Raw genomic sequence first — 16,190 nt, forward strand, 5'->3', positions numbered from 1 at the left:
GAGGTTCTCCAGGGCCGCTGCGGTGAGGCTGGAGAGCGCCTGCGCGCTGATGGATGCGATCTCGCCAGTGGAGAAGAGAGCGAGTTCGGCACTGTCCAGCGTGCCGACCTGAGCTGCTGTGAGGCCAGCAACCTGCGCCGAGGTGAGCGCCTCGATCTGACTTGTCCCAAGAGCCTCGAATTGACTGGTGTAAAGAGCAACGACCTGCGCCGCACTCAGGCTGCTGACTTGGCCGCTGCTGAGCACCTCCAGCTGATTCAGCGTCAGACCCTTGACGGCGCTCGGCGAAATGGCGCGCATGTCTTCAGAGTCGAGCAAAGCGATATTCGCGGTACTAAGGGCTGCGATCTGCGAAGAACTAAGGGCCTTGATTTTTGTATTATCAAGAGCGTTCACGTCCGCCGAGGTCAAGCTCGCAATGGTCGATGTGGAAAGCTTTGAAATCTGCGCAGCAGACAGCGAAGAAATAATGGAAGTCATGAACGTGTCCCTTACCGGATGGCGACTGGTCACGCCTATCTGCCGTCAGACATCGCCCAAATAGACATGAATCCGACACGCGCAAATGAAGCGAAATTGTTGAGAACATGGCTCATGTGAACCTGCGTAGGAACCGCTTCATGCAATTCGAGCCTGAGAGGGAAGCCCGGATTTTCCACGCTAGTTATTGCGAATGACGCTAATAAATTTGGTTGCTTGAGTAACCTGACTGTAACGGTGTCTTATCAGGCAAACATTTAAAGCCAAGTTAATATTGGTGACGCATCTGATTATTCTTGAGACACATGTATCTCTGCGAATCAAACGCTAAATTTCAAAGGAAAGCTATGCCACCTACATCATTTTAACCATCTATCAAGAGCGAAAAATTTTAATTCGGCCTCAGATTCTCAATCATTCACGCAGTCTTTTTACTATCCAAGGAAAACCCCGTCGGAAAATTAATAGGTAAACCGCCAACAGAGATAACGACATAAAAAAAAGGGGTAAACACAAGCATATTTTTTAATATGTTGACATCAATGAATTACAATACATCGATTTTAAGATATAATATCGACTTTATCGAATTATAATTGCGATGAATACGGTTTCTGGGCCTTGGTTTCCGTTCCGACACCCGGCGTGAGTTAACGGAGAAAACCCGGTAAAGTTGTTTTTATTCTGCATGATTCGCCGTTTAGGACATTCAATCGGATACTCTCGCGGGCTTGATACTGGCAGTAATCATCACTCTTCCAGCAATATCGTTACAAGATATACTGCGTCTCACCGTCGCATCAGCAGATCATCACGATACCACTGGCTAAACTTTCACGTGCAATCGTCTGACAGTGCATCCCGTCAGCTTTCGATGAAGCGGCTGGCATTGAATCTTGATGGAGGGCGAGCGCGGGGTGCTGATTCGGTAAAACTCATCCTTCATCGAGTTTGACCGCTCCACGTTAGATGCGCGACGAGATCAGGTTTCCGGAACGTCTTGAAATGAAAACAAGAACGGACCGGGATCAGGTTGCGAATTGGGGGAGCCTAATAAGGGAATGCTCTGCGGGTCGAGACACTTCGAGAGGTTCAATACCTTCGTGTGTGACGGCTTTTCGCGCAGACACCGGCATAACGCCGTCGGTCGCAACGCATGCTGCGACACGAGAGCCGGACATTATCTCCGGCTCAAAGAGACTTCATGAGTTGTACGGCGGGCTCAAAGGTCCGCTAGATCTGGGATCATTTTGTTGTATCCGCCGTAACGGTTTTAATATCTGCCTTGCCATATGTTCTCATGGTTTGGCAGTTCAGCGAACTCGCGATGAGCCTGCTCTCAGAACTCTTCCCAGTTCTGTTCGCTTGCTTTCGGTTGTACCGCTTCTGCCGACGCTCCAAAGGCTTTGGCGAGCGTATTGCCCAGCGCACGCGCGGGCGAGGCTACGGGGCGTGCCGTTGGCTTGACAGCAGCAGGCGTGAAGCTCGGCTTCGTCGAATAGAGCGGCTTGGCGGAAGCCGCTGGAGCGGAACGCGGGACAGCGGGAGTGGCGGGCGGTATGTAGGACGCGATGCGCTGTTCTGCCCCTGCCCCGAGGTTGAACTGGCCGATCAGTCCGTTCAGCGCCTCAGCTTCGCGAGCCAGTGAATGGCTGGCTGCGGTCTGTTGTTCGACCATGGCGGCGTTCTTCTGCGTTCCCTGGTCCATGCTGTTGACGGCAGTACTGATCTCCTGCAGGCCCGTCGCCTGTTCGCGTGATGCCGTGACGATGGCGCTGACATGAGCGTTGATCTCTTCCACCTCAGCGACGATCATCTGTAGCGCCTTGCCGGTCTCGTCGACGAGGCCTACGCCATTTTCAACGTATCTGCTTGAGTTGCTGATCAGCGCCTTGATTTCCTTCGCGGCATTGGCGGAACGCTGAGCAAGCTCGCGAACCTCCTGTGCGACGACGGCAAAACCTTTACCGGCCTCACCGGCACGGGCAGCCTCAACACCAGCATTCAGCGCGAGCAGATTTGTCTGGAAGGCAATATCATCGATCACACCGATGATGTTGGTGATTTCGCCGGAAGACTTTTCGATTTCCTGCATTGCGGCCACGGCGCGACGAACGACCGCACCGGATTGTTCGGCACCGGCACGGGCGCGCTGCACCAGAGCTCCTGCTTCTTCAGCACCCTTGGCGCTATCGCGAACGGTGGTGGTCACTTCTTCCAGGGCGGCAGCGGTTTGTTCGACGGAAGCTGCCTGCTGTTCCGTGCGGCGCGACAGATCATCGGCTGCGGACAGCATTTCGGCGGCGCCGGCATGAATTGCAGCAGCGTTCTCGCCCACCTTACGCAATGTCTGCTGCAGGCTATCGAGCGAGGTGTTGAAGTTCAGACGAAGCGGCTCGACGAACGGGGTGAACGGCTTTTCGATGCGATAGTCGAGATTGCCGTCGGCCAGTGCCTGGAGCCCCTTGGCAAGTTCTTCGCGGGCAAAAGCCTGGTCAGCTTCGGCGCGCTCTTTTTCAGCCTCGTTGCGCCGACGATCAGCTTCGGTCGCGGAGCGCATGCGGTCCGTCTCACCTGCAAGACGCTGCTTCTCGATCGCGCTGTCCTTGAAGACCAGAACGGCCTTGGCCATTTTCCCAACTTCGTCGCCGCGATCAACCGCAGGGACATCGACATTGTTATCGCCATTGGCAAGACGGCTCATGGCATCCGTCATGCCGACGATGGGCGTGACGATGGCGCGTGATAGCGCCCAGATCAGCAGGACAGAAACGAGGCCGGCCCCAGCGCCACCGCCAAGCAATGCATATTGCAGGTTGGCCTGGGCGCTTTGCTGAGCCGCGATCTCCGACTTGGTCAGCGCGTTGAGCTGTTCCTTGATCTTTTCGGCTGCAGCGCGGAAGCCATCGACCTGGCCCTTGGCCTGGTTGCGGCCGATCTCGATGATTTCAGAAACCGGTGCTTCCGTCGTCTTGCGGGCTGCCATCTGCGGCTCTGCCAGTTGCTTGTAAAAGACGGTGGCGGTCGCTTCCATCTCATCGATGGATTTCAGAATCTCGGGTTGGTCGGCAGCGTATCCGCGTGCCTCATTCAATTTTGCGAGCATCACGTCGCGCTGGGCAAACACATCCTTGTATGTGCTGTCGCTGCGGAACAGAAGAAAGCCGCGCTGATTGACCACCTGCTCCAGCATGGCGGCTTTCGCTTCGTCGACCGTCTGCATCAGTTGAGCTGTGCGAGTTTGCGTTTCAGACAGATGCTGCGCGTCTAGCGTTTGAAGAAAGACGAATGCCGAGGCGACTAGACACACACCCATCAAGGCGACGAAGGTCATCATCAGTTTGATATTGATAGGTAAATTTTTCAAAGACATCGACAACTCTTCTTCGACGCAGGACCGCGCATCAGTCATCAGACCGCGAACCACAAGTTTTCCGGCCTAACCTTCATGTCAGCGACGGCTCTTTTTTCAGCTTCGCAAACTGCTGCAAAGCGGTTGATTTTTGCTTAAATCTGAAGGTACTAAAAAAACAAAGCTGAGGAGTGCCGGGCAGGGTAAACGAAGTCTTCAAGAGCCCTCGGACACAAACCGCTTGCGCTACGCCCGATTGGCCGTCATTGACACTCTCCATGACCAAAACATCTGAAAACCAACGCCTGGACCAGCTCCTGGTCGCCAAGGGCCTGTTTGCAAGCCGCTCCCGCGCGCGCGATGCCGTATCGCGCGGCACCGTCAGCGTGAATGGCAAGATCGTGACCAAGCCAAGCCTGTGCTTCGCCGAGACCGCAGTGATCGCCATTGACGATCCGGCGCAGGATTATGTCTCGCGCGCCGCCTTGAAGCTCGTTGCCGCACTCGATCATTTCGAGCTGGACCCGAAAGGCCAAGAGTGCCTGGATGTGGGCGCCTCCACCGGCGGTTTCACGGAGGTTTTGCTGGAGCGCGGCGCTGGCCACGTGACGGCGATCGACGTGGGTCATGGGCAGATCCATCCACGGGTGGAGAACAATCCACGCGTGACCAGCATCGAGGGGCTGAATGCGCGGTTCCTAACACAGGACGATATCGACGGTCGCGAGATCAGCTTCATTGTGTCGGATGTCTCCTTCATCTCGCTGAAGCTTGCGCTGGCGCCCGCGCTCGATCTCGCAGTCGAGGGCGCGCTCGCCGTGCTTCTCGTCAAGCCACAATTCGAGGCAGGCCGTGATGCGATCAGCAAGGCTGGTCTTTTGAAAGAGCCGGAGACAGCGCCGCAAGTCGCCGCAGAGCTGGAACGCTGGCTGACCGAAGATATGGGCTGGGAAAGCCTTGGCCTTATCCCCTCCCCGATTGCGGGTGGGGATGGCAATGTAGAATTCCTTCTCGGAGGCAGAAAGCCATGAGCACGCAGACCGTCAAGATCCAGAGTCTGGGAGCCCAGGGCGACGGCATCGCACATTGCCCTGAAGGCACGGTCTACGTGCCCTTCGCCCTTCCGGGGGAAACAGTCGCGATCGCCCGAGTGAAAGACCAGGGAACGATCATGTCGATCACCGAGGCGTCGGAGCAGAGACGTGAGCCCGCCTGCCGTCATTTCGGGCCGGATGGCAAGAACGGCACTTGCGGGGGCTGTTCGCTTCAACATGTGGCGGACGAAACCTATCACGCCTTCAAACGCAACCTCGTCGTCTCCGCGCTGCGCTCCAAAGGGTTGGATGCGGAGGTCGGGCCACTGGTGATCTGTCGGCCCGGTGAGCGCCGTCGCGTCGTCTTCACCGCACGCAAAACCGAGAAAGGACTTCTTCTCGGCTTCAGCCAAGCCAATAGCCACCATATTGTTGCGATCGAAGAATGTCCTATCGCGTCACCTGCCATCGTATCGAGGCTGGATGCAATCCGCGCAATCGGCCTGCCGCTGGCATCCAATGCCGAACCTTTCCGCATGACAGTGCTGGAGACGCTATCTGGGCTCGATATTGCCGTGGACGGCATCAAATCAGTCAATGACAAGCAGCGTCGGGCACTGACCGAAACGGTTCTTTCCATGCGCGGTATCGCCCGCGTATCGCTGTCAGGAGAAATTCTCATCGAGCCGCAAAAGCCGGTCATCGAGTTTGGCAGCGTCAAGGTCGCTCCTCCCGCTGGCAGTTTCCTTCAGGCAACCAAGGTGGCGGAAGACGCAATGGCTGAACGTGTGCTGGGACATATCGGCAAATCGAAGCGGATCGCCGATCTGTTCTGCGGTACCGGCACCTTTACGCTACGGCTGGCGCGCATCGGCAAGGTGCATGGTGTGGAAGCCGAAGACAAGCCATTGAAGGCGCTGGATTTTGCCGCACGCAACACCCCCGGCCTGAAGCCGGTCACGATCGAACGGCGCGATCTTTTCCGACATCCGCTGATTGCCAAGGAACTGAAGCTGTACGACGCCGTCGTCTTTGATCCGCCGAGAGCCGGTGCTGAAGCGCAGTGCAAGGAACTTGCTCGCAGCACAGTGAAGAAGATCGTTGCCGTCAGCTGCAATCCGCCGTCTCTGGCACGCGATCTTTCTATCCTGGTCGAGGGCGGTTATCGCATTACGAACGTTACGCCGATCGACCAGTTCCTCTGGTCGCCGCATGTCGAGGCGGTCGTGACGCTGGAAAAATAAGGCTTTTTACCAGGCGGTATCGATATTGCCGCTGCCGACAACGCCGGAGCAGCGGCAACGACCGCCAACCCTGCCCTGTTGGACGGGGCAGACATAGGGGCGCGAGCGCTCAGAACTTTCCGGCGGGGTGATGACGCAGACGAAACGCGGCTGGCGGCGGTCCCAACCATTGTTCTGGTTCTGGTTGCTACGTTGCGAGCTACTGTTAAAGTCCTGCACCTGCACCACATCGCTTTGTGCAAGCGACGGCGTTTTAAACGCCTGAGGCAGGCCCGCCTCCGCAACGCCGGATACGGACAGTAGTGCGATCATTGCAAGAGCGGTTTTGCGCATCATGGCGGCCTTCTCCCAACAGTAAAGATGCTGATCGAATAACCGGAAACACTTCCCGTTCGGTAAAGGTCGCCGCCTTTCTTCGCTAAGCCTTAACGACGCATGAATGCTTCGAATGCCGCTCTTGCCTCCGCGCTCTGAAGCTGGGCTGCAAAGTGGACGATTTCCTCGTCGATCCTCTTTCGGATAGCGTCGATATCGCCACGCACCAGATCACGAGCGATCTTCAGCGCCTGCGGTGGCTTGGATGCAAGATGAGCGGCAGTTTTGAGCGTTTCCGCCTCCAGCTCCGTCTCAGGGACAATCTTCCAGATCAAGCCCGCCGCAAGCGCCTGTTCGGCGGTGAAACTCTCACCTGCAGCCAGCAGCGCGAATGCCCGCTGATGGCCGGCGATGCGCGGCACCAGAAGACTGGATGCGGCTTCTGGCACCAGCGCCAGATCGACGAAGGGTGTCTTGAACAGGCTGCGGCTGGATGCAAGCGTCAGATCGCAGTGCAGGTTCAGTGTCGTGCCGATGCCGATAGCAAGGCCATCGACGCCGGAGACAATAGGCTTTTCGACGCCAACGAGCGTGTGCAGAAAGTCTGCGGCAGCGAGCCTGCCCTTGCCGCCGGACATGGCAAAGCCGAGAAAATCGGCCATGTCGTTGCCAGCCGAGAAACATCCCGGCGTACCGAGAAAGGCGATGACGCGAATATCAGCGTCGGCGTTGGCCGCCGTCAAGGCATCGATCAGGCTGCGATACATCGCATCTGTGATGGCGTTCTTCTTGTCCGGACGGTTGAACCGGATGACATGCACACCGGGTGCGGCCTGCGGACGTTCGAGAAGGATATGGTCTTCAGACATCAGCAACCTCCTCAGGCAAGCACAGCGCGCGCGGCTTCGAGGCTCGCAGCACCCGACACCACGCGGTCCTTCAAAGCAGCCGTTTCCGCCAGGAGATTTTCAGCGGCAAAGCGGCAAAGCGATGCTCGCTTGGCACCCTTACCGTCATCAACAGAAGCCAGCGCGCCCTTGGCGAGATAGACGCCCGTCAGGGCAAGACCAAAGAGCCGCTGGTACGGCGTGGCACCGGCAAGTGCTGATGCTGCCTCTCCCTTGGCCTGGGCCTCAAGTAGCCAGTCGGTGGCAGCTTCGAGGTCGGCTATGCTCTGGTCGAGATAGCGTGCGGTGTCGCCCAGTTCCGGCTTGTTCGATACACGAACGGCTTCGGCGATGGCCTTCAACTCGTTGATGAAGCCCCGGACGTGATGACCCTCGGAAAGCGGCAGCTTGCGCATGACGAGGTCGATAGCCTGGATGCCATTTGTGCCTTCATAGATTGGAGCGATACGAGCGTCGCGCAGATAGCGGGCCGCACCGGTTTCCTCGATGAAGCCCATGCCACCGTGTACCTGAATACCGAGGGACGCCACATCCACACCGGCATCGGTGGAGAAGGACTTGGCAATCGGCGTTAGAAGGGCTGCACGCTCCTGCCAGAACTTCTGCGTTCCAGCATCGCTTTCCGTATGGCTCATGTCGATCGCGTGAGCGCAGGCGAAGCTGATGGCGCGAGAACCTTGCGTCAGCGCCTTCATCGTGAGCAGCGTTCTGGCAATATCCGGATGCTCGATGATCGGGCTCATGCCCGTGGCCTTCGCTCCCGGCGCTTTGCCTTGGGTCCGCTCATTGGCGTATTGAATTGCCTTCTGCGTGGCGGCTTCGCAAATCGCCACACCCTGCATACCGACCGCAAGGCGCGCATTGTTCATCATGGTGAACATGCAGGCCAGACCCTTGTTCTCCTCACCGACCAGCCAGCCGATCGCACCTTTCTCCTGACCGAAACGGCCATCGCCAAAGATCATCGTGCAGGTGGGCGAACCGTGAATTCCGAGTTTATGCTCCAGCGCATGGCAGAACAGATCGTTGCGTTCACCCGGATTGCCGGCCGCATCGGGCAAGAATTTCGGCACGAGGAAGAGCGAGATGCCGCGCGTGCCGGCAGGTGCATCCGGAAGGCGGGCAAGCACCAGATGAATGATGTTCTCGGCAGCGTCGTGTTCACCCCATGTGATGTAAATCTTCTGGCCAAAAATGCGGTATGTACCGTCTTGGGCACGTTCTGCTCTGGCCTTGAGCGCCGCGAGATCGGAGCCGGCTTGCGGCTCCGTCAGGTTCATGGTGCCCGTCCATTTGCCGCTAACGAGGTTTTCGAGATAGGCGGCTTTCAGCTCCTCGCTGCCATGAGCAGAAATGGCTTCGACCGCGCCCATGGTGAGCGTCGGGCAAAGAGCGAACGCCATAGAGCCCGAGTTCCACATCTCCAGTGCTGCGACATTGAGCATGTGAGGCAGGCCCTGCCCGCCAAATTCCTCAGGGGCCGTCAGGCCGTTCCAGCCACCTTCCGCCCAGCGATGATAGAGCCCAGCCCACCCATCCGGCGTGCGAACCTCACCATCCACCATGCGTGAACCCTGACGATCGCCAACTTCCGCGAGCGGAGCGACCTCTTCCGTCGCGAAACGCCCTGCTTCCTGGAGAATGGCGTCGACGAGATCTTCATCGAGATCACCGAGCGCACCGCTCTGAAGAGCATCGCCCAGCCCTGCAACGTGTTTCAACGTAAAAGCGATATCGTCTACCGGCGCGGTATACATCCTGCCTCCTCCCGAAGCGTCTGCCTACAATGCAATGTCCCTACGGGCTAATTGATTTTTACGTAAACGTCAATTTTAAATTTGCCGCCAATGGGATCGCGCTTGTTATGAAACTGTCATAAAACTCTGCGCAGCATCACCAGCCTTCAGAGCAGCAATAGCCCCTTGCGTCTGCTCGATCTCGCCGTCCAAGACTCCGGCTTTCAGGACTGACATATGGATATACAGTACCCCGCCATTCCCGGCCTTGTCTGGGCCTACCGCTTCCAGCCGGGAAATCTGTCTTGTACCCGACTGGCGCCCAGCGCCCGTTGGGAAGACTTACAGAGCCACGACGGATTTTTCTGGCTGCACCTCAACCTGGCAGACACGCGGGTGGCGACCTTTCTTGAAGCCATCCAGGGGTTGGATGAGAATCTCCGCGCCAGCCTGACCACCCATGAGACGCACCCTTCGATCACCGTCGATGAGGGCGCGCTTTACGGCACGCTTGTCGACTTTCAGCGTGAGTTCGATCAGGAAACACGCGATCTTGGCTGGCTGCATTTTGCCCTTACGGATCGCTTCATCATTACGACGAGGCTTCAGCCGCTACGATCCGTTGACCGACTGCGCGCCGCCATCGACAAGAACTCAAAGCGCTACTCCACGCCGTCTCATATTTTCGAAGCGCTGGTGGCGGAGTTCCAGCGCAGCCTGATCAACCTAGTCATGGAGACGACCGAAGAACTCAACGCAATCGAAGACTATGTCTATGACACCACGCCGCGGGATGAGAGGCGCAGGCTAGCGCCTGTGCGGCGCACCGTCGTGCGACTGCATCGGCATCTGCGCACGGTGCTGACGCTGATGCGGCGCGCATCAGCAGCCGATGAAGATGATATGCCTGTCGGTTTTGAAGAAATTGCCGGGCGACTGACGAGCCGGCTGGAGTCTGTCGATTACGATGTCTATGCGCTGCAGGAGCGAGCGCGTCTGCTGCATGAAGAAATTGACTCTAAACTGTCTTCGGAAACCAACCGCCATCTCTACATCCTCTCGATCATGACGGCGTTTCTATTACCACCCACGCTCGTCACCGGCTTCTTCGGCATGAACACCAGCGCACTGCCGTTTATCGATGGTGGGAACGGTACGCTTTACGCGGGCGGGTTCATCATAGCGTCCAGTCTTCTGGCATGGTTCCTGCTGCGACGTGTCGGCATCATTTAACAAAGAAGCCGCCCCGCGAATGCGAGACGGCTCTTATCAATTATATACCCTTGTCCGATCAGCCGTACGGCGAGTAGCAGGTCTGGCGCGGACCGTGGTAAGGCTGGAAGGTGTTGCTACGGGCGTCGTACGAACGGTAGCGACCGTAGCACCAGTTCACGTGGGCCTGGCTCACGCCACCGCGCACAACCGGACGATACTCGCGGTAGACCGGGCGAGGACGATATTCCGGAACAGGGCGATACACCTCGCGTGGCTGCGCCAGTGCGCCGCCGACGATAGCGCCTGTCGCAAAGGCTGCCAACGGGAACCAGTAGCCATTGTGGCGACGATAGCCAGGACGGTAATCGCGGTAACCACGATGGCCCCGATAGTAGCCTGGGCCATAGTCGCGGTAATAGCCACGATCGCGCCAGTACTGGACGTTGACGATATTATTATCGGCCTGGGGCGCTGAAGGTGCTGCGGGCACAATCGGCATGGCCTGCGCTGGCACAATAGATCCAGCAGCAACAACTGCAGAAAGGCCGGCAGCCAAAATAGCTTTCATGTAATTCTTCATCTGACCTTCTCCATTCGCGTCCGGATACTCAACCGAACGGGGTGAACTACGACGATTATTCTCCTGTTTATCCATTTTTAACGGCGTGGACTCGCCTTATACTCACGTTAGGAAACCCAGCCTGAATGCAGCATTAACGAGACGATCACAGATACTTGAACGGATTGCTGCTAGACGGCAGCAGGCCCGGACAAGCCGGGCCCTCCAAATCAACGGTTTCAGCTATAGGGCGAAACGCACTGACGGCGTGGCCCGTTATTGGGCTGATAGCTGTTGTCATAAGCGCGATAAGAGCGCCACCGGTTCGCGCACCACTGTTGATGGCTGCTGCCGTAGGAAGGGCGCGCCTGATTCGTTGCGCCGCCGATGATCGCGCCAGCGGCAAAGGCTGCAAGCGGGAACCAGTAACCGTTATGGTAACGATAGCCTGGACGGCGTTCGCGATAGCCACGGTGACCGTTATAGAAGCCCTGGCGACGGTACTCGCGATGGTTACGCCAGTCGCGACCGTGCCGCTGACGCCAGTCACGACGGTCACGCCAATCGCGATATTGCACGTCTACGACGTGATCCTGGGCAGCAACGGGTGCCGGAATAGGTGTTGGGACCTGAAAGGCCTGCGATGGCGTAAAGCTCGTCAGGACCATGACAAAAGCGGTGGCGAGGCTCGTCTTCCGCAAATTCAGCATGAATTTCCTCCGTTTCTTTGCACATTGATGTTGTGCTGTTTTTATATCCTTCGGCAGAAACGCGGAAAAACGCCCGCAGTGACACAGCCTTAGACATTTTAGAAACGGAAGAACTAGGAACTCGTTCCATAGACTTGGCAGCGAATGCCAATTTCCAGAAGCGATAAGGTGGGTAGAGGCGTTACGCCTCCACCTTGACGTCAGTAAGCGGCCTTGAGCAGCAGGCCAGGATATAGCCTTCAGCAATATCTTCGTCGAGGATGCCGCCATTGTGGTTCATCTCGACCTCTCCCGACAGCTTCAGGACGCGGCAGGTGCCGCAGATGCCGGATTCGCAAGCCGCACCGATGCGAACGCCGGCCGATCTTGCAGTCATCAAAACCGTTTGTCCGGGCTGACAAGGCACTTCCTTGCCGGAGAGCGTGAAGCCGACGGTCGTCATCGCCTCACCATCGGCTTCTAGTGCCGTTTCTCCAACGGCAACCGGCGGTGCGGCAGGCGCGAAGCTTTCCTGATGGTAGCGTGTCATGTCGAAGCCTGAGGCTTCGAGCATGGAGCTGACCGCAGCCATGAATGGTTCAGGCCCACAGCAAAACACCGTGCGATCCATGAAGTCAGGCGACAGGAGCGCAATCTTCGCCTTGTCGACGAAGCCCTTCAGACCTGACCAAAGATCAGTACGACCACAGGACTCGACGATGAACCCTAGCGACAGGTTCGGCATGTAGCGCGCGAGATATTCGAGCTCATGGCGAAAAACGATGTCAGCGGGCGTGCGAGAGCAATTGATAAAGGAGATATCGCTCTGGGGCGCGCGATCGCACATGTCGCGCACCATCGACATCATTGGTGTGACGCCAGAGCCTGCCGAGATGAACAGGTATTTGTCGCCCGGGTGCTTAACGTAGGAGAAGTCACCCAGAGGACCAAGCGCGCGGATCTTCATTCCCGGCTTAAGGTTGTCGAACATCCACCGGGTGCCGATCGAGTTCTTCTGTGCCTTGACCGTGACCGCCACGGCATAGGGACGAGACGGTGTCGATGACAGCGTATAGGTCCGGAACAGCGGCTCCGGCCCGACTGGCAGTTCCAGCGTCACGAACTGTCCCGGAATGTAGCGAAACCAGTTCGTGTCATTGGAGCGAAACAGGAACGTCATCACATCGGGCGTTTCGGGGGTTACCGAAATGCATTCCAGCATGTGAAGCTTGTCGCTCCAGGGCTTCATCTCATCGATATGCTTATAGATCACAGCCATGGTCATCTGCATCAAGCTACTGCGGAAAGCTTCTTCTTGTCGCCCGACAACCGGTCGATCATGAAGTCGGCATACCAATTGACGAACTGCATGACGCCGCCTTCGTCTTCCATGGAATAAGGACCTGGCTCATACGCCGGCGAGCGAATACCGAAGGCATTTTCTTCGACGATCCGGCGATCCTGATCGTTGGTTTCGTTCCAGACGTGGGTCAGGTCTTCGAGATTGTAGTCGACGCCTTCCACGGCGTCCTTGTGAACGAGCCACTTGGTCGTCACCATGGTTTCCTGCGGACCGAGCGGCAGCACGCGGAAGGAAATCATGTGGTCGCCGAGGAAGTGATTCCAGGTCGTCGGATAATGGAAGAGCAGCAGCGCGCCGATGTGGCTGATGGTCACATCGTCAGACAACGGGCGACGAACTGCAGGCTTACCGGACATGGTATAGCTTTCGGCCTCACCGATCAGCGGCATGCGGGCCACGCGGAACTGGCCCTTCGGGTCGATCTTGAAACGGCTCGGCAGCCCTGCCGCTTCGCAGCGCGCCCAATGGCCGCCGATTTCGGGATCGCTGGCGCCACCATCTGTGCCGGTAACGCTCGGGTTTTCCGGATAGGTGCGGCAAAGCTCAGGATGGTTGGCCGCGCAGTGGTAGCACTCGCGATTGTTTTCCCAGACGAGCTTCCAGTTGCCCTTTTCGATAATGGTACTTTCATGGGCTACCTTGGCTTCCCAGGCGCGGTGCGGCTTCATGTAAGCCTCCACTTCGGCACGCACTGGCGCGAAATCCATGGGCTGATCAGCCAGGCAGATGAAGACGTAACCGGCAACCGTTTCGCACGCGATCGGCTTCAGGCCATAATCATCTTTGTTGAAGTTTTCTGCCATATGGCGGGCAAAAAGCAACTTACCATCGAGATCGTAGGTCCACTGATGGTAAGGACAGACCAAACGGGCGGACTGGCCCTTCTCACTCGTGCAAACGCGCGAACCGCGATGGCGGCAAGAATTGTGGAATGCGCGCACGGTGCCGTCTTTGCCGCGAACGATCACCACAGCATAGTTGCCGACCTGAACTGTGAAATACATGCCGGACTTCGGCACTTCGCAGTCATGACCCACAAACAGCCAATCGCGATACCAGATGGTTTCCATGTCGAGCTGGAAGTAATCCTGATTGGTATAAAATGGCTGCTCAAGGCTGAAGCCTTCGCGGCGATTCTTCAATTGGCGCAATACGGTTTCACGCAGTTCCATGGCCATGTCCTCGAATATACTGCGGCCCCACCCGATGAATCCGGCCGCATGGTGTGGATTGATCTAATCATTGACGTCTTTTTCCAGCACCACATTGCGCGACATTCAATCCCGCATTGACGACAAATTGCGACATCGTGCGCAAAAGTGCTATCTAATAATTTCACTATATAAAACAGCGACTTGCGACAGATATCTGAGCGGACTACGTCGCATTACGACCGCTTGTGTCTGCGACCCAATTCTATTCCTTGTTTTCATCGGAAACCGGGCGTTAACCCAAATCTGGCAAAAAGTTCTTATGTTTCAAGGGGGATATGGTTTTGGAAAAGGGAACCCGGATCCGTTATGTCGATGTAAAAAGGCCTCAGACGGCTGCTGAACGAACGAAGACGGCGCATTCCGAATTCCTGCGCACCGGACGCATCGCCCGTTACAAAGACATGCCGTTCTCGCAGGAGCGACGCCTGCTCTCCCATGAAAAGGTGGCGGAGATCACCGGCCGTCGCTTGCAGGAGGCAGGCTCCACGACCTACTCGCGGCTGAACAGCTTTCACCATACGATCCACTTCCCCGACATGATTTTTCACAGGCTGATCGAAGACAGTCCGCATCTGGGCTATTGCCATGTAACTGCATCGAGAACCAGTTTCGATACGCGCAAGCCGGTGCTCTGGTCATTCTACCTTGCCAATTTCTTTGCCGAACTGTGTGGCGAAGACCAGTTCTTCGACAAGATCGACCAGAGCCGCTCACGCATGTATTTCGCCGTCGCCATGCAGGCCGACAACGGCGGAAAGAACGTGACGATCGACAAATCGGTTCATCGCGGCGGCTTGCTGTTCCAGACGCAAGATCCGAAAGAAGCCTTGAAAAACGTATTGATGCTGGGAACGCGCTCGGAGAAGATGCGCGATTTCATTCGCCACATGTGAAGCGCTATCGTCCAGCCCTGTTCTGAACGCGCTTCATACACATGAAAACCCGTGTGCGTGCCTCGATCGCTCCTATCCTTCGTGCAAGCATGCGCCTGCCGGTTTTTGCAAAGTCTTCTTTGCAAAACAGCTTCACACATCTGGGCGGGATGCTTTAAGACGCTGTTTCCAAGCAAAGGGCCTTCAAGAATGGCGCGACATATCGATATCGAGGAGCAACCCGGCGAAGCACTGGAAGAGGCGGTCCGCATCCTCAAGGCCGGGTTTCCCGTCGCCATACCGACAGAAACGGTTTACGGCCTTGCGGCAGACGCAACCAATCCCGCAGCCATTGCCCGCATCTACGAAACCAAGGGGCGCCCACAGTTCAATCCGCTGATCTGCCATATGGCCAGCGTCGCCATGGCAGAGCAACATGCGGTCTTTGATCCGATATCCCGCAGGCTGGCGGCGGCCTTTTGGCCTGGGCCAATGACCCTTATCCTGACCTTGAGACAAGACAGCCCCATTCATTCGCTGGCGACGGCCGGTCTCGAAACGGTCGGCATCCGCCTGCCGAAGGGTTTTGCCAGCGTGCTGATCGAAAAGCTCGGCAAACCACTTGCTGCGCCGAGCGCCAATAGTTCCGGCAAGATCAGTTCCACCAGTGCGGCGCATGTGGAGGCGGATCTCGGACAGAAGATAGATCTGATTCTAGATGGTGGTTCCGCACCGGTCGGCGTCGAATCCACTATCATCAAGGTAGAGAGCGACAGCTCGGTACGCCTCCTGCGTCCAGGCGGATTGGTAGCAGATGAAATAGAGCGTGTCATTGGCGTCAAGCTGATACGCCCGGCGGCGGCATCAGCCGCGATAGAGGCCCCCGGCATGCTCGCCTCCCATTACGCACCGGGCGCATCGGTTCGGTTGAATGCGTTCTCGGTCCAGAAGGGCGAGGCGTTGATCCGCTTCGGCGGACAGGCGGTGGAGGGAGAGGCCAATGCGGTCGCCGTCTTCGATCTCAGTCCCTCGAGGAACCTTGCCGAGGCTGCCGCCAATCTTTTCGACTACCTTAAACTGGCCGATGCCAGTGGCGCGAACACGATTGCAATAACACCCATTCCATCGACAGGCCTTGGCGAAGCGATCAACGACAGGCTGGAGCGCGCTGCCGCGCCCCGATGCTGACCCCATCTGACGATTACATCC

At 57.2% G+C, this 16,190-nt stretch carries 13 protein-coding genes and 1 pseudogene; 5 read left to right on the forward strand and 9 right to left on the reverse strand.

Annotation, left to right across the window (positions count from 1 at the left end; translation table 11 throughout):
• Both ACQZ5M_RS04805 and ACQZ5M_RS04810 read right to left on the reverse strand, forming a co-directional pair.
• A pseudogene (locus ACQZ5M_RS04805) lies at positions 1-480 on the reverse strand (ice nucleation-like protein); the annotation flags it as partial.
• 1,339 nt (positions 481-1,819) lie between these two features.
• Positions 1,820-3,853 (reverse strand): methyl-accepting chemotaxis protein, encoded by a 2,034-nt coding sequence (locus ACQZ5M_RS04810; RefSeq protein WP_449079193.1) that lies wholly within the window; start codon positions 3,851-3,853, stop codon positions 1,820-1,822.
• A 257-nt stretch (positions 3,854-4,110) separates the two neighbouring features.
• Between ACQZ5M_RS04810 and ACQZ5M_RS04815 the strand changes: the two genes are divergently transcribed.
• Positions 4,111-4,863 carry a TlyA family RNA methyltransferase gene (locus ACQZ5M_RS04815; protein WP_296041324.1) on the forward strand — a complete coding sequence of 251 codons (753 nt, stop codon included), beginning with the start codon at positions 4,111-4,113 and terminating at the stop codon, positions 4,861-4,863.
• Positions 4,860-6,110: a class I SAM-dependent RNA methyltransferase gene (locus ACQZ5M_RS04820; RefSeq protein WP_449079194.1), complete on the forward strand. Its 1,251-nt coding sequence runs from the start codon at positions 4,860-4,862 to the stop codon at positions 6,108-6,110. The genes ACQZ5M_RS04815 and ACQZ5M_RS04820 overlap by 4 nt, the downstream gene beginning before the upstream one ends.
• A gap of 6 nt (positions 6,111-6,116) precedes the next feature.
• Here the strand turns inward: ACQZ5M_RS04820 and ACQZ5M_RS04825 are convergent, their stop codons facing one another.
• The 3 genes from ACQZ5M_RS04825 to ACQZ5M_RS04835 form a co-directional block, all read right to left on the reverse strand.
• Entirely contained in the window at positions 6,117-6,446 is a 330-nt protein-coding gene (locus ACQZ5M_RS04825; protein WP_449079195.1) for a hypothetical protein, read from the reverse strand.
• An 89-nt stretch (positions 6,447-6,535) separates the two neighbouring features.
• The gene (locus tag ACQZ5M_RS04830; RefSeq protein ID WP_449079196.1) at positions 6,536-7,294 is read right to left on the reverse strand and encodes a crotonase/enoyl-CoA hydratase family protein; all 759 of its coding nucleotides are present in this window, start codon (positions 7,292-7,294) and stop codon (positions 6,536-6,538) included.
• 11 nt (positions 7,295-7,305) lie between these two features.
• Positions 7,306-9,090, reverse strand: a complete 1,785-nt coding sequence (locus ACQZ5M_RS04835) for an acyl-CoA dehydrogenase (protein ID WP_449079197.1) — start codon at positions 9,088-9,090, stop codon at positions 7,306-7,308.
• Positions 9,091-9,306: 216 nt separating this feature from the next.
• Between ACQZ5M_RS04835 and ACQZ5M_RS04840 the strand changes: the two genes are divergently transcribed.
• Positions 9,307-10,302 carry a transporter gene (locus ACQZ5M_RS04840; RefSeq protein WP_296041335.1) on the forward strand — a complete coding sequence of 332 codons (996 nt, stop codon included), beginning with the start codon at positions 9,307-9,309 and terminating at the stop codon, positions 10,300-10,302.
• 58 nt (positions 10,303-10,360) lie between these two features.
• Here ACQZ5M_RS04840 and ACQZ5M_RS04845 read toward each other — a convergent pair whose 3' ends face one another.
• The 4 genes from ACQZ5M_RS04845 to ACQZ5M_RS04860 all read right to left on the reverse strand — a co-directional run bounded on the left by ACQZ5M_RS04845 (position 10,361) and on the right by ACQZ5M_RS04860 (position 14,067).
• Positions 10,361-10,864 (reverse strand): BA14K family protein, encoded by a 504-nt coding sequence (locus tag ACQZ5M_RS04845; protein WP_296016702.1) that lies wholly within the window; start codon positions 10,862-10,864, stop codon positions 10,361-10,363.
• 218 nt (positions 10,865-11,082) lie between these two features.
• Complete coding sequence (locus ACQZ5M_RS04850) at positions 11,083-11,553, reverse strand: BA14K family protein (RefSeq protein WP_296016703.1); 471 nt, start codon at positions 11,551-11,553, stop codon at positions 11,083-11,085.
• Positions 11,554-11,734: 181 nt separating this feature from the next.
• On the reverse strand, positions 11,735-12,811 hold the full coding sequence (locus tag ACQZ5M_RS04855) for a 2Fe-2S iron-sulfur cluster-binding protein (RefSeq protein WP_449079198.1): 1,077 nt from the start codon (positions 12,809-12,811) through the stop codon (positions 11,735-11,737).
• Between the two features lie 11 nt (positions 12,812-12,822).
• The gene (locus tag ACQZ5M_RS04860) at positions 12,823-14,067 is read right to left on the reverse strand and encodes an aromatic ring-hydroxylating oxygenase subunit alpha (RefSeq protein ID WP_449079199.1); all 1,245 of its coding nucleotides are present in this window, start codon (positions 14,065-14,067) and stop codon (positions 12,823-12,825) included.
• 317 nt (positions 14,068-14,384) lie between these two features.
• Here ACQZ5M_RS04860 and ACQZ5M_RS04865 point away from each other — a divergent pair, with 317 nt between their 5' ends.
• Both ACQZ5M_RS04865 and ACQZ5M_RS04870 read left to right on the forward strand, forming a co-directional pair.
• Complete coding sequence (locus ACQZ5M_RS04865) at positions 14,385-15,002, forward strand: DUF6656 family protein (RefSeq protein WP_449079200.1); 618 nt, start codon at positions 14,385-14,387, stop codon at positions 15,000-15,002.
• Positions 15,003-15,191: 189 nt separating this feature from the next.
• Positions 15,192-16,169 (forward strand): L-threonylcarbamoyladenylate synthase, encoded by a 978-nt coding sequence (locus ACQZ5M_RS04870; protein WP_449079201.1) that lies wholly within the window; start codon positions 15,192-15,194, stop codon positions 16,167-16,169.
• The last annotated feature ends 21 nt before the right edge of the window (positions 16,170-16,190 follow it).

The organism is Rhizobium sp. 22-785-1 (assembly GCF_053521965.1).